Annotated in this window: 22 protein-coding genes and 1 tRNA gene; 7 read left to right on the forward strand and 16 right to left on the reverse strand. The window is 66.7% G+C overall.

The genetic code is table 11. The features are described from left to right. Positions 1-322 precede the first annotated feature (322 nt). Complete coding sequence (locus JX001_RS12010) at positions 323-874, forward strand: FKBP-type peptidyl-prolyl cis-trans isomerase (RefSeq protein WP_205681186.1); 552 nt, start codon at positions 323-325, stop codon at positions 872-874. Between the two features lie 3 nt (positions 875-877). Here the strand turns inward: JX001_RS12010 and JX001_RS12015 are convergent, their stop codons facing one another. From JX001_RS12015 to JX001_RS12025, 3 genes are all read right to left on the reverse strand, one after another. Then, positions 878-1,306: a J domain-containing protein gene (locus JX001_RS12015; RefSeq protein WP_205681187.1), complete on the reverse strand. Its 429-nt coding sequence runs from the start codon at positions 1,304-1,306 to the stop codon at positions 878-880. Between the two features lie 7 nt (positions 1,307-1,313). Then, on the reverse strand, positions 1,314-2,150 hold the full coding sequence (locus JX001_RS12020; protein ID WP_174085798.1) for a division plane positioning ATPase MipZ: 837 nt from the start codon (positions 2,148-2,150) through the stop codon (positions 1,314-1,316). 129 nt (positions 2,151-2,279) lie between these two features. Next, positions 2,280-2,939, reverse strand: a complete 660-nt coding sequence (locus JX001_RS12025; protein ID WP_205681188.1) for an SPOR domain-containing protein — start codon at positions 2,937-2,939, stop codon at positions 2,280-2,282. 75 nt (positions 2,940-3,014) lie between these two features. Here JX001_RS12025 and panC point away from each other — a divergent pair, with 75 nt between their 5' ends. Then, complete coding sequence (gene panC, locus JX001_RS12030; RefSeq protein WP_205681189.1) at positions 3,015-3,875, forward strand: pantoate--beta-alanine ligase; 861 nt, start codon at positions 3,015-3,017, stop codon at positions 3,873-3,875. Positions 3,876-3,919: 44 nt separating this feature from the next. On the opposite strand, the gene JX001_RS12035 is transcribed toward panC, so the two are convergent. From JX001_RS12035 to JX001_RS12050, 4 genes are all read right to left on the reverse strand, one after another. After that, on the reverse strand, positions 3,920-4,678 hold the full coding sequence (locus JX001_RS12035; RefSeq protein WP_205681190.1) for a chorismate mutase: 759 nt from the start codon (positions 4,676-4,678) through the stop codon (positions 3,920-3,922). 282 nt (positions 4,679-4,960) lie between these two features. Next, positions 4,961-5,536 carry a prephenate dehydratase domain-containing protein gene (locus JX001_RS12040; RefSeq protein ID WP_205681191.1) on the reverse strand — a complete coding sequence of 192 codons (576 nt, stop codon included), beginning with the start codon at positions 5,534-5,536 and terminating at the stop codon, positions 4,961-4,963. Positions 5,537-5,626: 90 nt separating this feature from the next. Beyond that, positions 5,627-6,997, reverse strand: coding sequence for a class II 3-deoxy-7-phosphoheptulonate synthase (locus JX001_RS12045; RefSeq protein ID WP_055808632.1), 1,371 nt, complete (start codon positions 6,995-6,997; stop codon positions 5,627-5,629). Positions 6,998-7,063: 66 nt separating this feature from the next. After that, complete coding sequence (locus JX001_RS12050) at positions 7,064-7,204, reverse strand: hypothetical protein (RefSeq protein WP_165116349.1); 141 nt, start codon at positions 7,202-7,204, stop codon at positions 7,064-7,066. Between the two features lie 243 nt (positions 7,205-7,447). Here JX001_RS12050 and JX001_RS12055 point away from each other — a divergent pair, with 243 nt between their 5' ends. Beyond that, positions 7,448-8,443 (forward strand): ROK family protein, encoded by a 996-nt coding sequence (locus tag JX001_RS12055; protein WP_205683177.1) that lies wholly within the window; start codon positions 7,448-7,450, stop codon positions 8,441-8,443. Here JX001_RS12055 and JX001_RS12060 read toward each other — a convergent pair. From JX001_RS12060 to JX001_RS12070, 3 genes are all read right to left on the reverse strand, one after another. Beyond that, positions 8,400-8,474, reverse strand: a tRNA-Val gene (locus JX001_RS12060). The two genes, JX001_RS12055 and JX001_RS12060, sit on opposite strands and share 44 nt — an antisense overlap. Before the next feature lie 56 nt (positions 8,475-8,530). After that, the gene (locus JX001_RS12065; RefSeq protein ID WP_205681192.1) at positions 8,531-9,820 is read right to left on the reverse strand and encodes a dicarboxylate/amino acid:cation symporter; all 1,290 of its coding nucleotides are present in this window, start codon (positions 9,818-9,820) and stop codon (positions 8,531-8,533) included. A gap of 100 nt (positions 9,821-9,920) precedes the next feature. After that, complete coding sequence (locus JX001_RS12070) at positions 9,921-10,634, reverse strand: HAD-IA family hydrolase (RefSeq protein WP_205681193.1); 714 nt, start codon at positions 10,632-10,634, stop codon at positions 9,921-9,923. Between the two features lie 64 nt (positions 10,635-10,698). Between JX001_RS12070 and glmU the strand changes: the two genes are divergently transcribed. Both glmU and rpiA read left to right on the forward strand, forming a co-directional pair. Beyond that, entirely contained in the window at positions 10,699-12,051 is a 1,353-nt protein-coding gene (gene glmU, locus JX001_RS12075; RefSeq protein ID WP_205681194.1) for a bifunctional UDP-N-acetylglucosamine diphosphorylase/glucosamine-1-phosphate N-acetyltransferase GlmU, read from the forward strand. Further along, a complete protein-coding gene (rpiA, locus tag JX001_RS12080; protein WP_205681195.1) occupies positions 12,048-12,731 on the forward strand; it encodes a ribose-5-phosphate isomerase RpiA in 684 nt (227 codons plus the stop codon). The genes glmU and rpiA overlap by 4 nt, the downstream gene beginning before the upstream one ends. On the opposite strand, the gene JX001_RS12085 is transcribed toward rpiA, so the two are convergent. From JX001_RS12085 to JX001_RS12095, 3 genes are all read right to left on the reverse strand, one after another. Beyond that, the gene (locus JX001_RS12085) at positions 12,728-13,297 is read right to left on the reverse strand and encodes a sugar transferase (protein ID WP_205681196.1); all 570 of its coding nucleotides are present in this window, start codon (positions 13,295-13,297) and stop codon (positions 12,728-12,730) included. The two genes, rpiA and JX001_RS12085, sit on opposite strands and share 4 nt — an antisense overlap. 172 nt (positions 13,298-13,469) lie before the next feature. Continuing rightward, entirely contained in the window at positions 13,470-13,952 is a 483-nt protein-coding gene (locus JX001_RS12090; protein WP_241004633.1) for a hypothetical protein, read from the reverse strand. Between the two features lie 11 nt (positions 13,953-13,963). After that, positions 13,964-14,920: a M28 family peptidase gene (locus JX001_RS12095; protein ID WP_205681198.1), complete on the reverse strand. Its 957-nt coding sequence runs from the start codon at positions 14,918-14,920 to the stop codon at positions 13,964-13,966. Positions 14,921-15,039: 119 nt separating this feature from the next. Between JX001_RS12095 and ligA the strand changes: the two genes are divergently transcribed. Then, a complete protein-coding gene (gene ligA / locus JX001_RS12100) occupies positions 15,040-17,373 on the forward strand; it encodes an NAD-dependent DNA ligase LigA (protein WP_205681199.1) in 2,334 nt (777 codons plus the stop codon). A 70-nt stretch (positions 17,374-17,443) separates the two neighbouring features. On the opposite strand, the gene adhP is transcribed toward ligA, so the two are convergent. The 3 genes from adhP to JX001_RS12115 all read right to left on the reverse strand — a co-directional run bounded on the left by adhP (position 17,444) and on the right by JX001_RS12115 (position 21,242). Next, a complete protein-coding gene (gene adhP / locus JX001_RS12105) occupies positions 17,444-18,472 on the reverse strand; it encodes an alcohol dehydrogenase AdhP (RefSeq protein WP_205681200.1) in 1,029 nt (342 codons plus the stop codon). A 142-nt stretch (positions 18,473-18,614) separates the two neighbouring features. Then, positions 18,615-20,132 (reverse strand): acetaldehyde dehydrogenase ExaC, encoded by a 1,518-nt coding sequence (gene exaC / locus JX001_RS12110; protein WP_205681201.1) that lies wholly within the window; start codon positions 20,130-20,132, stop codon positions 18,615-18,617. Positions 20,133-20,267: 135 nt separating this feature from the next. Continuing rightward, on the reverse strand, positions 20,268-21,242 hold the full coding sequence (locus JX001_RS12115) for a GAF domain-containing protein (RefSeq protein WP_205681202.1): 975 nt from the start codon (positions 21,240-21,242) through the stop codon (positions 20,268-20,270). Between the two features lie 201 nt (positions 21,243-21,443). On the opposite strand from JX001_RS12115, the gene JX001_RS12120 reads away from it, so the two are divergent. After that, a complete protein-coding gene (locus JX001_RS12120) occupies positions 21,444-21,866 on the forward strand; it encodes a DUF2147 domain-containing protein (protein ID WP_205681203.1) in 423 nt (140 codons plus the stop codon). The last annotated feature ends 71 nt before the right edge of the window (positions 21,867-21,937 follow it).

Below are 21,937 nucleotides of genomic sequence, written 5' to 3' on the forward strand. Positions count from 1 at the left end.
CACGCCCCGGGGAAGGCGTGCGTGAAATGCAGCAGCCACGGCGCGCGTCTCCGCGTCCGCAGCCAGGGTTTCGGCATCCACCCTCGGCCCGCTGGCGGGCCAGGACGCCTGAAATGTACCGGCTCCCTGGGAAGGAGCCGCGCCTTCGCTCGGTCGGAGGGCGACGGACCGGGCCTCGGCGCTTGCGCGCAGACTCATATGGAGTATTGCGGAGCGCGCACATATACGCGCATTCGCGACGAAATAAAGGCCCAAGGGAACCTTTTCGACAGAGCCGACCAATCTCGTTGCGAGCGACGACGGCCTGATCTAGCGTCGCCTTATGACACGGATCGCCCTGCCCCTGCTTGCCGCTCTGGCCCTTTCCGCCTGCGCCACCCATCGCGAGCCGGTGACCTATGCCGAAACGGCTTCGGCCGCCGCGCGCGCCGCCGATCAGGTCAATGGCCAGGGAGCCCTGACGCCGCAGCAGGCCTGGGACGCCGGCAATACCGCCTACCTCGCCTGGAACGGCGCCCGGCGCGGCTGGACCACCACCGAAAGCGGTCTGCAATATCGCCGCGTCGGCAAGGCCCACCCCGAGGGCGCTCAGCCCAGGGCGACGGACACGGTCAAGGTCCACTATCGCGGCACCTTCATCGACGGACGCGAGTTCGACAGCTCCTACGCGCGCAATGAACCGGCCGAGTTCCCGCTGAACCGCGTCATCAAGGGCTGGACCGAGGGCGTGGCCCTGATGCGCGTCGGGGAAATCTATGAGTTCGTCATTCCCGCCTCGCTGGGCTACGGCTCGCGCTGGGTCGGCGGCGACGAACTGCCCCCCAACTCCACCCTGCGCTTCTCGGTCGAACTGCTGGACGTCAAGCCGGGCTGACGATCAGCGGCGCCCGGATTTTCCCAGCAGTCGATCGCGCGCGGCGTTGACGCGCGTCGCCAATCCCTCCGTGCCGCCCTGATCGGGATGGGCGCGGGCCATGGCGCGTTTCCAGGCCGCGCGGATTTCGGCCTCGGTCGCGGCTGGCCCGACCCCCAGCACGGCGCGGGCGTCAGCCTCGCTGATGGGTTCGGATCTCGCGATTGGTAGCTGGCGAGAAGACCAGGCCAGATAGAGTCCTGCCCCGGCCAGCGCCGTCGCCGTCAGCCACGATCCACGAAACGCCGCCAGGGCGCCGCCCGCCAGTAGCACCGCGCCCAGCAGGGTCGCGGTCACGCGCCAGTGGGCGCGTCCGCGTCGCTCGGTCTGCCGGCCCATCCGCACCAGCGCCCAAACGGCGATCGCCGCCAGGGCCAGCCAGATCAACCCCATCAGGCGATCAGGCCGCCACGTCCAAAGGGCTGAGAACCTGCTCCAGGCCCATGGCCATCATCAGATTGCGCATCTCCTGGCGCGCAGCGACGTGGGCCAGGGACACCGCGACCGGCCGGATGTCATTCGACAGGTCGGCCACCGTCAGGCCGAACGGGAACAGCTCGCGATAGATGACCCGGTCGCGCAGGCCGGGACCGACGCGGAAGCCGACGCGCTTGGCCAGCTTGGTCATCCGTTCTTCCAGTCGTTTGCGGTTGCGCGCCTCCGCGACGGCGAGGCGATTGGTGACCACCAGCCAATCGATCGTGGCGTGGCGACCCTGGGCGATGGCGCGCTGCTTGCGCGCCTCCCAGACGCTCTCGGAATAGATCGATGGTTTCAGCAGCTCCAAGGTAACCGGATCGACGTCGCCCAGCAGGTCGAAATCGACGAAGCTGTCGTTCATCGGCGTCACGATCTGATCGGCGCGGGCGTGGGCGGCGTTCGAAACGGCCGTGTCGCCGCCGGGCGTGTCGATCAGGATGCAATCGACGCCCCGCGCCGCCGCCTCATCGAAAGCGCGCTCGAAGGTGGCGATCTGTTCGGCCACGTCCGCCTTGGCCAGGGCCTTGCCGTCGCCCATGTCGGGAATGAACGGCTGAGGCAGATCGTGCCCGTTCGCCGCCAGCCAGGCCAGACGGTTGTGGAAGAAGCGCTGCATCGAGCGCTGGCGCAGGTCCAGATCGATGATCGCCACCGAGCGCCCGGCGTGCAGCAGGCCGGTCACGATGTGGATGGCCAGGGTGGACTTGCCCGCCCCGCCCTTTTCGTTGCCGAGGACGATCACATGCGGCTGCGTCATTCGAGGGAATCCTCTGTGCCGACCGCGCGACTCAGACTGCGCGGTCCTAGGTCCGGCGAGACTCGGCCTCAACGGGCCAAACGTCAACGGAACCTTAACGCAGACCTGTGGACGGCGAACCGGGGTCGGTCAGCTGTTGCGAGCGCACCAGGCGTCGGCGACAGCGGCGGAGCGGCATACCGCAGCAGCGGTTTCGGTCGAGACCGGTCCAACCTTCAGCCGCGTCAGCCGACGGCCGTTGACCTCGACCTCCTGATAGATCGGCGACAATCCCGACAGGTCTGACGTAGCCTTCATCCGATCCCAAGCCAGACGCGCGCCGGCCGCACTGGAATAAGCGCCCAGTTGGATTGTTCGCCCGGTTTCCCGAGTCGCCGGAAGGCTGGCGGGACGCAACACGGGCGCCTGAACCCGCGAGACCGCCTCATCCGCCACGGCTTTGACAACCGCGGGCGAGGCAGCCCGTACAACCGCGTCGCGCAGCCCGGTATCCTCACCGACGGGGCGCAGACCCGCCTGAACGTCACGAGCGTCCCACATGGCGTGGGGATCCATGACCGCCACCTTGACCGGCGTGAAGCGCACAGGCCGCAGTCCGGCCTTTTCAGCCACGGCATGCCGGGTTTCGCGGTCACCGGCCGAGAGCGGGATGTCGATCGCCGCGACATTCTGGGCCATCGCGCTGAATCGATGGGGATCGCTGTCCACCGCGCCACAGCCGGCGACGGCGAGGCTGCTGGCGAAGGCCAGGGCGATCAGAACTGGACGGGTCGCTTCTGCGGGCGTCATAAGCACGACCCTAGAGCGCAGACTTTGCGGTCTGGTGCATCAACAGGCTTAAGCGGAAAGGTTAATCGCTTCATCATGATAGACGCCGCCCCCCTCCCCGTCGTCCGCACTGTCGCCGACCTGCGGGCGATCGTCCGGGACTGGAAACGTCAAGGCCTGAGCGTCGGCATGGTTCCGACCATGGGCGCCCTGCATGAAGGCCACCTGACCCTGGTGCGGGAGGCCGCACGCCGCGCCGACCGCGTCGTCGCCTCCAACTTCGTCAATCCGACCCAGTTCGCGGCGCATGAGGATCTGGGCAAATATCCCCGCCAGCAAGAGGAAGACGCCCGTCTGCTGGCCGGCGCCGGCTGCCACCTGATGTTCGCGCCCTCAGCCGACGAGATGTATCCGGAAGGCTTTGCGACCAGCGTCGCCGTCGCCGGCCCAGCGCTGGGTCTCGAGGGCGATTTCCGGCCACAGATGTTCGGCGGGGTCGCCCTGGTCGTCACCAAGCTGTTCAACCAGGTCCAGCCCGATGTCGCGGTCTTCGGCGAGAAGGACTACCAACAGCTGATGGTCGTTCGTCGGTTCGTGCGTGACCTTGATCTGCCGGTCGAGATCGTAGGGGCGCCGACGGAGCGGGACGGCTGGGGTCTGGCCCTGTCCTCGCGCAACGCCTACCTGTCAGAGACCGAGCTTGAGACCGCGCGCCGGCTGAACGGAATTCTGGCGGAGGCTGGCGTCCACGCTTCAGGCGGCCGCCCCCTGCCCGGCGTCGAGCGTGAAGCCTATGCCGCCCTTCTGAAAGCCGGGTTTGAGCGGGTCGATTACGTCGCCATCCGCCACGCCGAGAACCTGACGCCGTTCCGCAACGACATCGTCGACGCCCCCGCGCGCATCCTGGCCGCCGCCTGGCTGGGCAAGACGCGACTGATCGACAATATGGCGGTCTGAAACGACAAGGGCCGCATCCATTCGCCGGATGCGGCCCTGTCAAATCAGCCGATTGCGCCGACGCAGCCCTCGGCGTCGCCTGGCGCCAGATCGGCATCGGTCAGGGCGATTGTCCAGCCGTGGTGGGTGTTCAGGCCCCAGCGCCGCGCGCCGCCGCCGTCGCCGGCGTCCCCACCCGCCGTAACCACCACGCGTCGGCCCTTGGGCAGAGCCGGCGGATCGATCTTGCCGACCGCCAGAGACGTCGGGGTCTCGCCGCCGTAGCCGTCGAACACGCTCAGCATCGACCATTCGCGACGCAGACCCATCCACCAGGCGTCCTCGGTATTGATCGCCAGCACCGCGATGCCGTGGCCCTCGGCGGCGAAAGCCAGGGCCTTTTGCGGATCGCGCACCATCTTGATGTCGGCGGCGGCCCCGAAACGCAGGCGCGCGCCGTCATAGGCGCGTGTCGGTTCGATGGGCGCCCAGACCTGGACCTGAAGCCGGCCTTGGCGCGCCAGGCCCCATCCGACGATCTCGCGCCACAGATGCTCGACCGCCTCGGCGTTCTCGGGCTTGGCCTGCTTCAGCATACGCGAGAGGACCGTCTGCTCTCGATCCGGACGCAGCTTGGTGTGCGGTCCCGTGGGCGCGTCCTTGGCCCGGCCGACGGTGGCGGCGATGGCGAGGCGTTGTTCGAACAGCGCCAGGATCTGGTCGTCGATGCCGTCGATCTCGGCGCGCAGGGCGGCCAGCGCCTGCTGTTCGGGTGTCAGGTCGGCCATCTCAGGCCAGACTTGCTGAAGGTTGGAATGGGGCATGGGATAGGGCTTTCGGCATTCTGAGATTCGATATGTGCAGGGGCGAACAGCCGCTCTGGTCCAGAGCGGTCGCCGGTGAGACGGTCAGGGACGGAGTGCGCCCGACGCCTCAGCCGGCGTATCGAAAGCCGTAAAAGCCGTAGCCGAAATAGAGGCCGGAAACCGCGCGCGAGCGGTCGAAAGAAACAGAAAGAGCGCGCAGGCGGGACATGGTCCGGTTCCGGTCTATGCGGATCGTATTGCGATCCGTGCGTGTCTTAAGGACGCAAAGACCGTGCGCCGTCAACCCTCGGGCAGGCTCAACAGGACAAAACGCGTCTGATTGTTACTGGAATCCTGCAAATCGTTGCGCAGGATCGACAGACCATAGACCTCTGCGGCGCCGATGGGAGCGATGGCCGCCCGCGTCGGATCGTCCGCTTCGGCGACATCGCGCGCCGCGCCTGCGGTATCGAAATGCTCGATGACCTCGACATTCAAACCGGCCAGCGTGTCCTTGCACTGCGCCAGGGCGATGGGGTGGCTCTCGACCGTGCGGATATCGGACAGACGCGCGCCGTCGATCGCCATCAGCGCATGACGGATCGGCCGCCAGACCTGGGCGACCGGCTCCACGCCAAGCGCACCGACCAACGTCGCCGCCGGCTCGACCACGCCGATGGTCGAGTTCTCGACCGGGATCAGGGCGCAACCGCAGTCGCCGGCGCGCAGCGCATCCAGGGCCTGGGCGAAGGTTTCGAACGCCACAGCCTCGTCCCAAGGACGCAGGGCCAGACAGGCCTCATGGCTGAACGATCCAGGCGCGCCCTGATAGGCGACCCGGCCGGGCTTTTCCTCAGTTGGAGCCGCTACTTGCATCGATCACTCCCTCGGTCTCGGATCGATCTGGCGCTGCCTCGGTGGCGTCACCATGACCGGATCGGCCCGCATTTGGGGCGCTGACTACGGCTAGGCCGCCGCCGACTGCGCCACCCGCCCGGCCTTCAGCCGCTCCGCGACCAAGAAGGCCAGCTCCAGCGCCTGGTCGGCGTTCAGGCGCGGGTCGCAGTGGGTGTGATAGCGGTTGGACAAGTCATCCTCGGTGACCGCCTGAGCGCCGCCGATGCACTCGGTGACGTTCTGGCCGGTCATTTCCAGGTGGACGCCGCCGGGGTGGACTCCTTCCGCCTCGGCCACGTCGATGAAGGTTCTCACCTCGCCCATAATCCGGTCGAACGGCCGGGTCTTGTAGCCATTGCCGGCCTTCAACGTGTTGCCGTGCATCGGGTCGATGGACCAGATCACCTTGCGGCCCGAGGCTTTCACTTCGCGCATCAGCTTGGGCAGGCGCTCGCCGACCTTATCGTGACCGAAGCGTCCAATCAGGGTCAGGCGTCCCGAGACATTGTCCGGATTCAGGGCGTCGATCAGCGGCAGCAGATCGTCGGCCGTCATGGTCGGTCCGCACTTCACGCCGATGGGATTCTTGATCCCCTTCATGAATTCGACGTGGGCGCCGTCCAGCTGACGCGTGCGCTCGCCGATCCACAGCATATGGGCCGAGGTGTCGAACCATTCGCCGGAACCGCCATCCAGACGCGTCAGGGCGCTTTCGACGTTGAGCAGCAGGGCCTCATGGCTGGTGAAGACCTCGACCCGGCTCAGATCCGGATGCGTTTCGGGCGTAACGCCGACCGCTTCCATGAACGCCAGGGCCTCGGTGATCTTATCGGCCAGCTCACGGTACTGGGCGCCGGCGGCGTTGTCTCCGGCGAAGCCCAGGGTCCAGCGATGGATGTTGTACAGGTCGGCATAGCCGCCGCCCGCGAAGGCTCGCAGCAGATTCAGCGTCGAGGCCGACTGGTTGTAGGCGCGGATCAGACGCTGCGGATCGGGCGCGCGCTCTTCCGGCGTGAACCCCATGCCGTTGATGATGTCGCCGCGATAGCTGGGCAGTTCGACGCCGTCGATCTCTTCCAGCGGCGACGAGCGGGGCTTGGCGAACTGGCCCGCGATCCGCCCCACCTTCACCACCGGCTTGCGTCCGGCGAAGGTCAGTACGACCGCCATCTGAAGGATCAGGCGGAAGGTGTCGCGGATATTGTCGGTCGAGAACTCCTTGAAGCTCTCAGCGCAGTCGCCGCCCTGCAGCAGGAAGGCATCGCCCCGCTCGACCTGCGCCAGCTTCGACGTCAGGCGCCGCGCTTCGCCGGCGAAGACCAGCGGCGGCAAGGCGCGCAACTCGTCTTCCACTCGCGCAAGGGCGGCGGGATCCGGATAGTCCGCCGGCATGTGCAGGGCGGTCTTGGTTCTCCAGCTTTCGGGTGTCCAGCGTGTCATCGAGCAAGAATAGGACTTCGCGCCTATTCAAACAACGAAAAGCCAGGAGGATTTTGCCGCGAAAGGTCAGTCTTCCGAAGAAGGCGACTTTTCCGCCGCAGCTTCAGCCTTGCGCTCAGCCTTCGCCGCCGCCTTCTCGGCCGCCTTCAGCGCTGCGGCGCGCTCGCGTTCCTGACGCTCAAAGCTGTAGTTGGGTTTGCGAGCCATCGGCGTCCTCGTCTCTTATCGTGATCTTGCGGTGAAGGTGGCGATGCATTGGGCCGGACGCAATCGCCAAATCCCGCACCACGCAAAAGCGGCTCACAGCAGTCTCTCCTTGCGCGTCAAAATCTTGGCGGCGGCGTCGAAGGCGATGAACAGGCGGGCTAGAAGGGTCATGGGGTCTGAACGCTTGGCCCTATTCGATGTTCAGTCCCGCGAACCTTCGTCGCACCCGAAAGGCAGGCGCCCATGTCGACCCAACCCATCCTCCTCGGCGGTGTCGAAGCCGGCGGCACCAAGTTCATCTGCGGCGTCGCCAGCGCCGACGGCGTGATCATCGACCAGATCCGTATCCCGGCGACGTCGCCCGACGAGACGCTCGATGCAGTCGCGGCCTTCTTTGTCGACGCTCAGTCGAGGCACGGCCGGCTCTCTGCGCTGGCGATCGTCAGTTTCGGCCCTCTGTCGTTGCAGCCCGACGCGCCGGATTTCGGCGCCATCACCAGCACGCCCAAGCCAGGATGGAGCGACGTCAACCTGTTGGCGCGTCTGCGTCGCCGCCTCGATGTTCCAATCACGCTGGACACCGACGTGAACGGCGCGGCCGTCGGTGAACGCCTGTTCGGCAGCGGGCAAGGACTGGAGAGCTTCTGTTACGTCACGGTCGGCACGGGCGTGGGGGTTGGGGTGATGATCGACGGCGCGCCGCATGGCGGGGCGAACCACCCCGAAGCCGGTCATATCCGGCTGCCCCGCACCAAGGGCGACGAGACGTTCTCCGGCGTCTGCCCCTTCCATGGCGACTGCCTGGAAGGCTTGGCGAGCGGGCCGGCGCTGCAAACGCGCTGGGGCGCGGCAGCGGAGACTTTTTCTCACGATCATCCGGCCTGGCCGATGGCGGCGGAATATATCGCCGGCCTGTGCACCAACCTGACCTACACGCTGCGGCCGGAGCGAATCATCATCGGCGGCGGCGTGATGCAGCCGCACATGTACGATCTAGTCAGACAGGCGCTGGTGAGACAGCTTGGCGGCTATGACGCGAGCCTGCGGGATCTGGATATGAAGACCTACATCGCGGAGCCGACCGCGGGGGTGTCCGCCGGCCTTATCGGCGCATTGGCCCTCGCCTACCGTTACGTCACGGGCGAGTGGCCCAAGGACTGGGCGACGCAAGGCCAGGATCAAATCGGATTGGAGATGGTGGACGCGACAGGGATTGAACCTGTGACCCCCTCGGTGTGAACGAGGTGCTCTCCCGCTGAGCTACGCGTCCTTGCCTTGCGGAGGCGGCGACATAGCCCGGTCGCCGGCCCCGCGCAAGCGCCTGTTTCAGATTCCGGCGGCGCGAACGCCTTCGGGCGTATCGGCTTCCGGGTCGCCCGGCAGCCAGGCGACGTGACCGTTATAGATGTCCTGGTTGAGGATGCCCTCTTCCTTGGCGACCAGCACCGGCACCAGCATCTGGCCGGTCACATTGGTCGCGGTGCGCATCATGTCGATGATCCGGTCGATGGCGACGATATAGCCGATGCCTTCCAGCGGCAGGCCGGCGGTCGACAGGGTCAGGGTGAGCATGACGATGCTGGTCCCGGGCACGCCGGCGGTCCCCAGCGACCCGAGCACCGCCGTCAGGCCGATCAGGACGTACTGAGTCAGCGTCAGATCGATCTTGAAATACTGGGCGATGAAGATCGAGGCGATGGCCGGATAGATAGCCCCGCACCCGTCCATCTTCACATTGGCCCCCAGGGGCACGGCGAAGGCGGCGTAGGCCTGGGGCACGCCCAGCCGCTCCACCGTCTGGCGCAGGGTGATCGGCAACGTCCCGAGCGAGGACGAGGTCGCAAATGCGGTCTGCTGGGCCGCGAAGGCGCCGCGGAAGAAGCTGGTCACCTTCAGCCCATGCACCTTCAGCAGGCCCGAATAGACGATCAGGATGTGGAACAGGCAGGCGGCGTAGAGGGCCAGAATGAACTTCACCAGGGGCAGCAGCGCCTCCCAGCCGTAGCCGCCGACGACCGATCCGATCAGGCCGAAGACGCCGATGGGCGTCAACTGGATCACCCAGCGCGTGATGCGGAAGATGACGGCCGCGCCCTCATCCACCAGACGCCGAACGCCCTGCGCCCGGTCGCCCAGCGCCACCAGCGCCATCCCAACCAGGGCCGAGAAGAAGATGATCTGCAGCACCTTGCCTTCGGCCAGCGCGGCGAACGGATTGGTCGGCACGACGCCGATCAAGACTTCCAGCGGGGTCGGGATCACTCGTTCCTTGACCTCGCCCAGCGGCAGGTTGGACAGGCCGACGCCCGGATTGATGATGTGACCGAAGGCGAAACCGACAAGCACCGCCAGCAGCGACGTGCCGGCGAACCAGAGGATGGTCCGCACCCCGAGCCGCACGGCCCCCGCCCCTTCCCCCAGCTTGGCGATGGAGCTGGCGATGGTGAACAGGACCAGCGGCGCCACCACCATCCGGATCAGGTTCAGATAGACGTCGCCGATCGGCTGAAGCCAGGTCTCGGCCCGCTCGCGCAGGATCAGCCCGGCGATGATGCCAAGGATGAAGCCGGCGGCGGTCCGCTGCCACAGCGGAATCTTGAAAAAGCGAGCGAGCATGACGGCACTTTCAACAGGGGTGCGCCAATCTGTCCATCGCCATGGCGATCCGCAACCGCAGCAGCGATCATTCAGGCGACAGATTTCCTGTCGGCTGGCTTCAGAATTTCAGCGCCCGCTTTACGTAGAAGTCGGAGAGGATGCCGTCGATCGCCTCTTCGACGTCCTCGAAAGCGTCGATCAGCACGTCCCCGCCCAGGTCTTCGACGGGCGTCGGCGTAAAGCCGAAGGTCGTCAGAATGCAGGGCATGCCGGCGTCTTTGGCGGCATCCGCGTCCGGCGCGGCGTCTCCCACCATGATGGCCCGTTCGGGATCGCCGCCTGCGATGGCGACGGCCTCCTTCAGATGGGCGCCCGAGGGCTTGCGCGCGCTGACCCGATCCGGGCCGACAATGTCGGCGAAATGTCGTGTCAGGTCCAGCTTGCCCAACAACAGCTCCGACAGGTCCGAACGCTTGTTGGTGGCCACAACCAGGATTGCGCCCCGCGCGGTCAGACGCTCCAGCGTCTCGACCACACCCTCGAAGGGCTGCGAGCCGTCGGCGATATGGGCGGCGTAATCGACCAGGAACCGCTCGAACAGTTCGTCCGACTTGGCCCGCTCGACCGGCGCGCCGGCGGCTTCGAAGCCGTGCACCAGCAGCGCCCGCGCGCCTGATCCGATCAGGGTCGAGGCGGACTCCATCGGCACGGGCGGCAGCCCCTCCTCGACCAGCATCCGGTTCAGCGTGCCGATCAGGTCCGGGGCGGAATCGACCAGCGTGCCATCCAGGTCGAAGGCGATGGTCCAGCCTTCCAGGTCGCGATCGCTCATCCACATCTCCCGCTGGCCCGCATGATGGGCTAGATCGCAGGACGACTAGACTGCGAGACGATTCATGACCAGCCAGACGCGCGCCCGCGCCGCCATCATTCTCGCCGCCGGCCAGGGCACGCGGATGAAGTCGCCGCTGCCCAAGGTGCTGCACCCCGTCGCCCACCGCGCCATGCTCGACCACGCCATCGATGCGGCGGAAGGCCTGGGGTGCGAACGCATCGTCGTCGTGGTCGGCAATCACTCGCCCGAGGTCCGGGCCCATGTCGTCAAACGGCTGGGCGAGGCCGCCATTGCGGTCCAGGACCCGCCGCTCGGCACCGGCCACGCCGTGCGTGCCGCCGAACAGGCCATGGCCGGCTTCGACGGCGAGGTGGTCATCACCTATGGCGACGTGCCTTTGCTAAAGGCCGCCGACATCGAGCCCGTTTTCAATGCCGACGGCGTCACCGTCATCGGGTTCGAGGCTGGCGATCCCGGCGCCTATGGCCGTCTGATCGTCGACGGCGACACCCTGACCGCCATCACCGAGGCCAAAGAGGCGTCGCCAGACGTTCTCGCCATCACCGCCTGCAACTCCGGCGTCATGGCCGCGCCGGCGGCCTTGCTCTTCTCGCTGCTGGCCGAGGTGAAGAACGAAAACGCCCAGGGCGAATACTATCTGACGGATGTCGTCGCTCTGGCGCGCCAGGGCGGCCACCCGACCCGCGCCGTCTTCGCCGCAGAGGACGCCGTGATGGGCGTCAACTCCCAGGCCGAGCTGGCTCAGGCCGAAGCCTTGTTCCAGAGCGTGCAGCGCGACACCTTCCTGGCGGCCGGCGTGACAATGGCGGCGCCCGACACCGTCCATTTCGCCTGGGACACTCAGCTCGGCGGCGGAACCGTGATCGAGCCGTTCGTGGTTTTCGGCCCCGGCGCGGTCATAGAGGGCGGCGCGCGCATTCGCAGCTTCAGCCATATCGAGGGCGCGCGTGTCGCGGCCGGCGCCGAAGTCGGTCCCTATGCGCGCTTGCGTCCCGGTGCGGACCTGGCGACGGGGGTCAAGGTCGGCAACTTCGTCGAGGTCAAGAACGTCAGGATGGCGGAAGGCGCCAAGGCCAATCATCTGGCCTATCTTGGCGACGGGTCGGTCGGTGCGGGCGCCAACGTCGGCGCAGGGACGATCTTCTGCAACTACGACGGCTTCAACAAAGCCCAGACCCAAGTCGGCGCTGGCGCCTTCATCGGATCGAACTCCAGCTTGGTGGCCCCGGTGGTCATTGGCGACGGCGCCCTGATCGCCTCCGGCTCTGTCATTACCGAGGACGTGCCCGCCGACGCCATGGCCTTCGGCCGCGCCCGCCAGACCGTCAAACCCGAAGCGGCCGCGGCCTTCCGTGTCGAAGCCGAGGCGAAAAAGGCTGCGAAATCCAAATGAGCGACCTCCAGAAGAAGAACGCCGGCGAGGCCGCCGCCGCCCACGTCGAGGCGGGCATGACCGTCGGCCTGGGCACTGGCTCGACGGCCGCCTGGTTCGTCAAGGCGTTGGCGGCGCGCAACCTTCCCGGCCTGCGTTGCGTCCCGACATCCGAAAAGACCGCAGACCTGGCGCGCGAACTTGGGCTGACGTTGTCGACGCTGGAGGACACGCCGCGCATCGACCTGACCGTGGACGGCGCCGACGAGATCGGGCCGGGCCTGGCGCTGATCAAGGGCGGCGGCGCGGCCCTGCTACGCGAGAAGCTGGTGTGGGAGGCCTCGGCCCGCTGCATCGTCATCGCCGACGCGGCCAAGGTCGTGCCTGTGCTGGGGACCTTCCCGCTGCCGATCGAGGTCGTCGCCTTCGGTCACAAGACGACAGCCAACCGCATCGCCGATGTGCTGATCGACCACGACATCAACCAGCCGGCGCGGGTGCGGCAGGCCGATCGCGGCCTGGTCCGCACAGACGGCGGCAATCTGATCTATGATGCGGGCTGCAAGGCGATCCACGATCCGGTCCGTCTGGCCGACGATCTGAAATTGATCACCGGCGTGGTTGAGCACGGGCTGTTCCTGGACCTCGCGGACCTCGCTATCATCGGCACGGACGACGGCGTTGAGCAGCGTCTTCCCTAGGACACGCCCCGGCGGCTCAGCACCGCCGGAACCGTGCGCGCCAGTATCGCCAGATAGATGCCGACGGTGCGGTTTCTGACGAACCAGACGTCCATCGCCACACGGCGCGGATAGGGCACGGCGTTGCGCCCGGAGACCTGCCACAAGCCCGTCAGGCCCGGGGGCACCGCGCAATAGTCGGCCAGTCGTCGGCCATATCGCGCAGCCTCGTCGATCACGATCGGTCGGGGGCCGACCAGCGCCATCTCGCCCCTCAACACATTGATCAGCTGCGGCAGTTCATCCAGGCTGGACCGTCGCAACAGCCGGCCCAGCGGCGTCACGCGCGGGTCGCGTGTCAGCTTTCGCATCGCCTGCCATTCCGGATCAGAGGCTGACGGCAAGGCTTGCTCCGCGCCCATCCTCATCGAGCGAAACTTGAGGCAGTCGAATAGTCGGCCGTCGCGCCCGATCCGTTGCTGGCGAAAGATCGCGGCCCCTCCGTCCTGCGCCGTGACGCAGAGGGCGATCAAAACGAAGAGCGGCCAGGTCAGAAGCAGCCCTGTCAGCGCGAATGCGATATCCATGGCGCGGGTCGGGTCGAGACGAACACGGCGTCGATGCGCACCGACACCGCATGTCGACGTTACATCGCACCCGGCCAATTCCGATATCGACATCCAGCGCCCCCAAGCGTCACCATGACCTGAGATTGCGCCATTGGCAATCTTGACGCGCCGTCAACGCAGCTTGTTTAGATCAGTCGCCGCCCCACCAACTGAGCGTGAACGACGTGCGACGGCCGTTCACCGAAACCGTCCCGGTGACAACAGGCGTCCGATCTCCGAGATTGCGCCGCGCCGTCGCCAAAGCGCCCTGATCAATCCGAGCCGACAACTCCACCGGGCCCATGCCGGGCGCGGAGCCGCGCATTTGAATCCGATCATTGGTGACGACATAGGCGTCCGGCAAGACCGTGGCCTCGCCTTGCTGGCCGGTCAGCGACAGGATCAGCGGCGGCGAAGCGCGGGCCCCACCTTCCCAGGCGGCGAAGGCCTCATCCTGTCCGATGAACAGCGATGCCACGGGCTGCATCTCCCATTCACCTGTCGGGCGATAGTCGCCCGAAATATCACCGCTCAGACGATGCCGGAACGCCGCGTCCTGCGTCGACGTCGGTGTCGCGGCGTCGCGCCGCTCGCATGCCGCCAGGCTCAGCAAGCCCGCGACCGCGACGACCACCCATGAGGACTTCATCGATCAAGCGCCTGATCCAAGGCGCGGAACCCGGCGATAGCGATCTCGGTCGCACTGGTGAAGAACGAAGGAGTGATCCGGTCGAAGGTGTCGCTCGGTCGATGATAATCGGGATGATAATCGACGCCCATGTACAGGAAGGTTACGCCGGCCTCATGGAAGGCGCCATGATCGGAGGCGTCGACCCAATTGTTCTCGCCCGTATCCTGCGGGGTGTCCTTGCCGAAGGCGAAGGACACGGCGCCGTTCGGCGCCACGGCCTCCAGCACGGGGCGCAGATTCGGATTCTGATAGGTCCCGGTGACCCACAGATGGCCGTCGGTCTCCGCCCGCGCCGTCATGTCGAAGTTCAGGTTCAGGCTCAGTGACGACAGCGGCACCGGCGGCGCCTTGACGAACTCTCGGGCGCCCAACAGCCCCCGCTCCTCGCCGTCCAGCGCGACGATCAGCACGCTGTGCTCCGGCGGTTGGGCCTTCAGTCGCGCCGCCAGCTCCAGCATCGTCGCCACGCCCGAGGCATTGTCGTCGGCCCCGTGGAAGATCTGGCCGTCATTGACGCCGACATGGTCATAATGGGCCGTCACGACGATATAGCGGTCGGCGACGCGGGTACCGGGGATCAGGCCGACGATGTTGACGCCGCTGAAGGTCTTCACGCCCTCGCGCGTGCGGCCCGGTGTCTCGAACCGCTGCAAACGCCCGAACGGCGGCGGCTGAACACCCATGGCCTCCAGCCGCGAAACGATGTAGGCGCGTGCGCGCTCGCCGCCTTCCGAGCCTGTATCGCGACCTTGCATATCGTCGGCCGACAGGATGCGAACATCGTCCAGCAGTTGGCTGGAAACCGGCGCGACGGCGCTCGGCGCACTCGGAGCTGTCGTGGGAACGGCGGCGCAACCGCTGACGATCAGTGCGGCGCCAGCGACGAAAAGGCAGAGGGTCGAACGAGTCATACAGGCTCCGAAGGGACGCGCGAACCTAGCGAAGAGCGGACGGCGCGTCAGCCTACGGTTCTGTCATCATCGGCTTTGCGCGATGCACGGGCGGCGCGTCAGATGATATGAGGGCGGCCATGGCCAACGCGATTCCTCTCGAAGTCCCCGTCGAAGACCTCACCGCCGAGTCGGCCGCCGAGGCCCTGGCCTGGCTCGCCGCCGAAATGGCCCGTCACGACGCGCTGTACAACGAGGCGACGCCTGAGATTTCCGACGCGGAATACGACGCCCTGCGTGCGCGCAACCTGGCGATCGAAACCGCCTTCCCCGATTTGATCCGGCCTAACTCTCCGTCGAACAAGGTCGGCGCCGCCGCCTCAACCCAGTTCGCCGAAGTCCGCCACGGCGTGCCCATGCTGTCGCTGGACAACGCCTTCGACGAGGGCGAGGTGCGCGATTTCGTGGCCCGGATCGCCCGTTTCCTGAAACTGCCGGCCGACGAACCCATCGCCTTCGTCGCCGAGCCCAAGATCGACGGCCTGTCCGCCAACCTTCTTTATGTCGACGGCAAGCTGACGATCGGCGCCACGCGCGGCGACGGCCGCGCGGGCGAGGACGTCACCGCCAATCTGAACACCATCGCCGATGTCCAACAGACCCTGGCCGACGACGGCTGGCCAGACCGGATCGAGATCCGGGGCGAGGTCTATGCCCCTAATGACGCCTTCGCCGCCTTCAACGCCGCCGCCGAGGCGGAAGGCCGCCGGACCTACGCCAACCCCCGCAACTTCGCCGCCGGCTCCCTGCGCCAAAAGGACGCCCGGATCACCGCCAAACGTCCGCTGAACTTCTTCGCCTACGCCTGGGGCGAACATTCCAGCGATTTCGCCGAGACCCAGTGGGAAGCCCTGCAAAAGCTTAAGGCCTGGGGCTTCCCCGTCAACGCCCGCTCGCGCCGGGTCGAGGGCGCCGAGGGCCTGATCGCCGTCTATCGCGAACTGGAACGCGACCGCGCGACCCTGGGCTATGACATCGACGGCGTGGTCTACAAGGTCGATCGCATCGACTGGCAACGCCGCCTGGGCTTCGTCGCCCGCAGCCCTCGCTGGGCCATCGCCCACAAGTTCCCGGCCCAGCAGGCGACCACCGTGCTGGAAGGCATCGACATCCAGGTCGGCCGCACCGGCTCCCTGACCCCCGTCGCCCGCCTGCACCCCGTCACCGTCGGAGGCGTGGTGGTGCGCAACGCCACCCTGCACAACGAAGACGAGATCGACCGTCTGGATGTCCGTATCGGCGACACGGTGCGCCTGCAACGCGCCGGCGACGTCATCCCCCAGATCCTGGGCGTGGTCCCCGAGCTACGTCCCGCCGACGCCGTCCCCTATGCCTTCCCTGAACACTGCCCCGTCTGCGGCTCGGAAGCCGTGCGTGAAGGCGACGAGGTCAAGCGTCGCTGCACCGGTGGCCTGATCTGCGACGCCCAGATCGTCGAACGGCTGAAGCATTTCGTCGGCCGCCGCGCCTTTGACATCGAAGGATTAGGCGAAAAGCAGTTGGTCGCCTTCCATGCACGCGGCTGGATCAAGGAGCCGGCCGACATCTTCCGACTGGCGCGCGACGAGGCGCGGCTGAAGGAACTGGAGCGCGACGACGGTTATGGCGAGACCAGCATCCGCAATCTGGTCGCCGGCATCGATGCCCGTCGCGTCATTTCGTTGGACCGGTTCCTGTTCGGCCTGGGAATCCGCGATATCGGCGAACAGACATCCATCGTCCTGGCCCGCGCCTTCGAGAGCTGGCCCGCACTGAAGGCCGCCTGCCTCCAGGCCGCTTCGGGCGTGCCGTCCGACGCCTGGACCGACCTGGCGGCCGCCCACGCCATATCGCCGCGCGTCCTGACCCTGATGGCCGAGGCCGCGCCCCCCGCCGTCGATCCCTGGCCCGAGGCCACGATGGACATGAGGATCAGCCAGGCCTTCCCCGGCATGGCCGCCCCTGCCCGCCGGTCTCTGGGGACGATGGTTCATGACTGGGCCGGCCTGGTCGAACTGGCCCGTGTCGCGCGCGAGGACGGTCCGTCTGAAATCCTGAACCAAATCGCCGGCGTCACCGGCGTCGGTCCCGTCGCCGCCGAGGCCTTGGCCCACTTCTTCCACGAGCCGCATAATCTGCAGGTCGTCGCCGCGCTCGAAGCCGAACTGACCGAGATCCTCGACGCCGAACGCCCCAAGTCCGACACTACGGTCGCCGGCAAGACCGTCGTCTTCACCGGCGCCCTAGAACGCTTCACGCGGGACGAGGCCAAGGCCCGCGCCGAAAGCCTGGGCGCAAAGGTGTCGGGTTCGGTGTCCAAGAAGACCGACTACCTCGTCGCCGGTCCGGGCGCCGGCTCCAAGCTGAAGGACGCCGAAAAGCACGGCGTCCAGGTGCTGACCGAGGACGACTGGCTGGCCCTGATCGGAGGATAGGCGCGCCGGCGAGGCCCAGCGCGCCCAGGCTGCCCGCACACACGGGTGGCAGCTAAGCCGTCGCCGCGCTTCAGATCGTCATCACGACGCGGCCCTCGATCTGGCCTTCGCGCATCCGCTGGAAGATGCTGTTCACATTCTCCAGCGGCTCGACCGAGACCGTGGCCTTGACCTTCTCGTCCGCAGCGAACTGAAGCGCCTCCTGAAGGTCTAGGCGGGTGCCGACGATCGAGCCGCGCACTGTGGTTCCGTTCAGCACCATATCGAAGATAGACAGGGGGAAGTCGCCGGGCGGCAGGCCGTTCAGCGCCACGGTCGCGCCGCGCGAGGTCATGTTGACCGCCTGTTCGAACGCTTTGGGCGAGACGGCTGTGACCAGCACGCCCTGGGCGCCGCCGTCGGTCTGGGCCTTGATGTCGGCGGCGGGATCGTTGGACGTCTTGGCGTTGACGGTGACGGTCGCGCCTAGCCGTCGCGCCAGATCCAGCTTGGCGTCGTCCACGTCGACGGCGGCGACGTTCAGCCCCATGGCCTTGGCGTACTGGACCGCCACATGGCCCAGGCCGCCGATGCCGGAAATCACGACCCAGTCGCCCGGCTTGGTGTCCGTCATCTTCAGCCCCTTATAGACCGTGACCCCGGCGCACAGGATCGGGGCGATGTCGGTGAAGCTGACATTGGCCGGCAGATGGCCGACGTAGTTGGGGTCTGCGATGGCGTATTCCGCGAACCCGCCATTGACCGAATATCCGGTGTTCTGCTGGTCATGACACAGGGTCTCCCAGCCGCCCAGGCAGTGTTTGCAATGACCGCAGGCCGAATACAGCCACGGCACACCGACCCGGTCGCCTTCCTTGACCAGTGTGACCCCCGCCCCGACCGCCGAGACATAGCCGACGCCCTCGTGGCCCGGAATGAAGGGCGGATTCGGCTTGACCGGCCAATCGCCCTCGGCCGCGTGCATATCGGTGTGGCAGACGCCCGACGCCTCGATCTTGACCTGGATCTGACCTGGACCCGGCTCGGGCACCGCAACCTCTTCGATGGTCAGCGGCTGACCGAACGCGCGCACGACGGCGGCCTTCATGGTTCTGGGCATGGAACATCCTCGTCATTTTAGGGGACAGGCGGGCCGGAAGCAGGACACCGGCCCGCCCTCTTGGGACGTATGCTCTCCGAACCGATGGATCAGAGAGCGATCACAGGATGACCGATCCGGGACCGGCCATCCTTGATGCAGATCAGAAGAAGCCCAACTTGTCTGGGCTGTAGCTGACCAACAGGTTCTTGGTCTGCTGATAGTGGTCCAGCATCATGCGGTGGTTCTCCCGCCCGATGCCCGACTTCTTGTAGCCGCCGAAGGCCGCATGGGCCGGATACTGGTGATAGCAGTTGGTCCAGACCCGTCCCGCCTGGATGGCGCGACCGGCGCGATAGGCGGTGTTCATGTCGCGCGACCACACCCCGGCGCCCAGGCCGTATTCGGTGTCGTTGGCGATTTCCATGGCCTCTTCAAAAGTCTTGAAGGTCGTGACCGCCAGGACCGGACCGAAGATCTCCTCCTGGAAGATCCGCATATCGTTGGTGCCTTTGAACACGGTGGGCTTGACGTAGTAGCCGCCGGCCAGATCGTCCTTGAGCGCGGCCTGATCGCCGCCGGTCAGGACCTCGGCCCCCTCCTCCCTGCCGAGCTTCAGATAGCCGAGGATCTTCTTCAGCTGCTGGTCCGAGGCCTGGGCGCCGACCATGGTCGCCGGGTCCAGAGGGTCGCCTTGAACGATGGCTTCCACCCGGGCGATCGCCTTCTCGATGAAGGCCTCATAGATGTCCTCATGGATCAGAGCGCGGCTGGGGCAGGTGCAGACCTCGCCCTGATTGAGCGCGAACATGGCGAAGCCTTCCAGCGCCTTGTCCAGATAGGCGTCGTCGTGATCCATCACGTCTTTGAAGAAGATGTTCGGCGACTTGCCGCCGAGCTCCAGCGTGACCGGAATCAGGTTCTGGGTCGCATACTGCATGATCTTCTGACCAACGGCGGTCGAGCCCGTGAAGGCGATCTTGGCGATGCGCGGATTGGTGGCCAATGGCTCGCCTACCTCGGCGCCCGTACCCGAAACGATGTTCAGCACGCCGGCCGGCAGCAAATCCTGGATCAGTTCGACCACCACGAGGATGGACGCCGGCGTCTGTTCCGCCGGCTTCAGCACGATGCAGTTGCCCGCCGCCAGGGCCGGAGCGATCTTCCAGGCCGCCATCAGGATCGGGAAGTTCCAGGGGATGATCTGCCCCACCACGCCCAGCGGCTCATGGAAATGATAGGCGACCGTGTCGTGGTCCAGTTCCGAAATCCCGCCTTCCTGCGCCCGGATGCAGCCGGCGAAGTAGCGGAAATGGTCGATCGCCAGGGGGATGTCGGCGGCCGAGGTCTCGCGCACCGGCTTGCCGTTGTCCCAGGTCTCCGCCTCTGCGACGGCTTGCAGATTGGCTTCGATCCGGTCGGCGATCTTGTTCAGGATGACGGCGCGTTCGGCGACGCTGGTTCGCCCCCAGTCGTCCTTGGCGGCGTGAGCGGCGTCCAAGGCCATTTCGACGTCGGCCGCGTCCGATCGTGCGACCTCGCACAGGACGCGGCCGTTCACCGGGGAGGTGTTCTCAAAATAGCGGCCGTTGACGGGCGCGACCCACTGTCCGCCGATGAAGTTGTCGTAGCGCGCCTTGAACTTGGGGGTCGCGGCGCGGCTGAACTCGGGCTTGGTCATGATGGCCTCCTGCGGTTTCCTCTGGCGTCGATTGTCGACGTCGTTGGAGCCAGAAGTGCCATCGGCCTGCGCCCGTCCGCCAGACGACAACGCCATGGTGCAGTGCAAACCTGTCGCATCGCTGCGACACTCGGTTCAGTGGGTTTCCCGGGACAGCCCCAGACGATGCAATTTGCGATGCAGAGTCGCCCGGCTGACACCAAGCGCTTTCGCTGCGGCGGACACATTGCCCCCGGTGCGCGCCAGGGCCCGACGCACCGCGCCTCGCTCGGCCTCCAGAAGCTCGGCCTCGACCGACCCCGTGTCGAGCACCTCGGACGCCGCCAGCTGCGCCGCGATCCGTTCATCGGTGATCGACAGGGCCAGACGTGCGGCGCGAGTGGCGCCGATCACCATATCGTCCCGGTCGACAGCCAGCAGCGCCGCCGTGTTCCGCTCGCCGGTATCGCCCGCCAGCACGATCCGGGCCTGGTGGAAGGCCTGGCGGAAAGTCTGCGCCTCAATGGCGCGCGCGGCGTCGGCGACCGCCGCCGCGATCAGTCCCAGCACGCCCTCCGTCGCATCCGCGCGGCAGGACGACACGTCCAGCAGTCCCGCCAGCCGCCCCAGGTGATCGTGAATCGGATGGCTCGTGCAGCTCAGGGCCGTGTTGCGCGTATGGAAATGCTGGTCACGGTGGATGGTCACGGGCCTGTGCTCCGCCAGAGCGGTCCCAATGCCGTTGGTGCCCTCCACCGCCTCCGACCATATGGCCCCCGGCCACAGCCCCCATCGACGAAAGGCGACGTCGTCCGCCGCCGCCCCCCGGCGCTCCAGCGGCACCCCGTCGGCATTGGTCAGCAGGATGCAGCAGCCGGTATCACCCACGGCCAGAAACAGCCGATCCAGAACCCCTTGCGCGGCCCGCGTCATCGGCTCCATCGCCTGGCGCGCCTCGCGTAACTGACCCTCGGTCAGGGTTTGCGGCATGCCTTGGTCCTCAGGATCCAAGCCATACAGCGACAGGGATCGGCGCCATGACGCCGCCAGGGCCGAGCGCGCGGGCTCGGCGCCGTTTTCAAGCGCCCGCTTGATCAGGCTTCCATGGTTGTGTCCCGGCCGGTCGGCCATGGTGTCTCCCAGGACATTCTCGCTCCGATCAGACGCCCGCACCGAGCCAAGGTCAAGGGATGCGTCGCAAAGCTTCAAAAGCTTCCCTAAGGTCTGGTTTTCATTGGTCTTCGTGGATGAGTTCGGCCTTGTTTTCGGCCGAAAGCCGGATCACCTTGTGCATCAAAGGGTCGCACAGGCGGCCTGAACAAGGGAACGACCATGAAGACCAAGATCATGCTGGCCGCCGCCGCGCTGGCGACGGCCCTCGCCTCTCCGGCCCTGGCGGGTGATCCAACCGGCCTGTGGCAGACGCCGACCAATGGCGGTCAGGTGCGGATCGCGCGCTGCGGCCAGGCGCTGTGCGGTACGCTGGTGACTTCGGACCACATTCGCGCCGACGCCAATGCGCGGGACGCCAACAATCGCAACGCCGCCCAGCGGAACCGCACCCTTCGCAATCTGCCCATGCTGACCGGCTTCACCGGCGGTCCGACGGAATGGCGTAATGGCTCGGTCTACAACCCGGCCGACGGCGGCACCTATCGCGGCACCATCACCATGACAAACGACAACAGCCTGCGTCTGCGCGGCTGCATCGTGGCTCCGCTTTGCAAGACCCAGACCTGGACCCGCATCCAGTAGGATCAGCGCGACACACACACACGAAAGGCCCGGTCGGAGCGATCCGACCGGGCCTTTTCTATTTGGCTCGT

It is taken from the genome of Brevundimonas fontaquae (genome assembly GCF_017086445.1).
Classification (GTDB): Bacteria; Pseudomonadota; Alphaproteobacteria; order Caulobacterales; family Caulobacteraceae; genus Brevundimonas; species Brevundimonas fontaquae.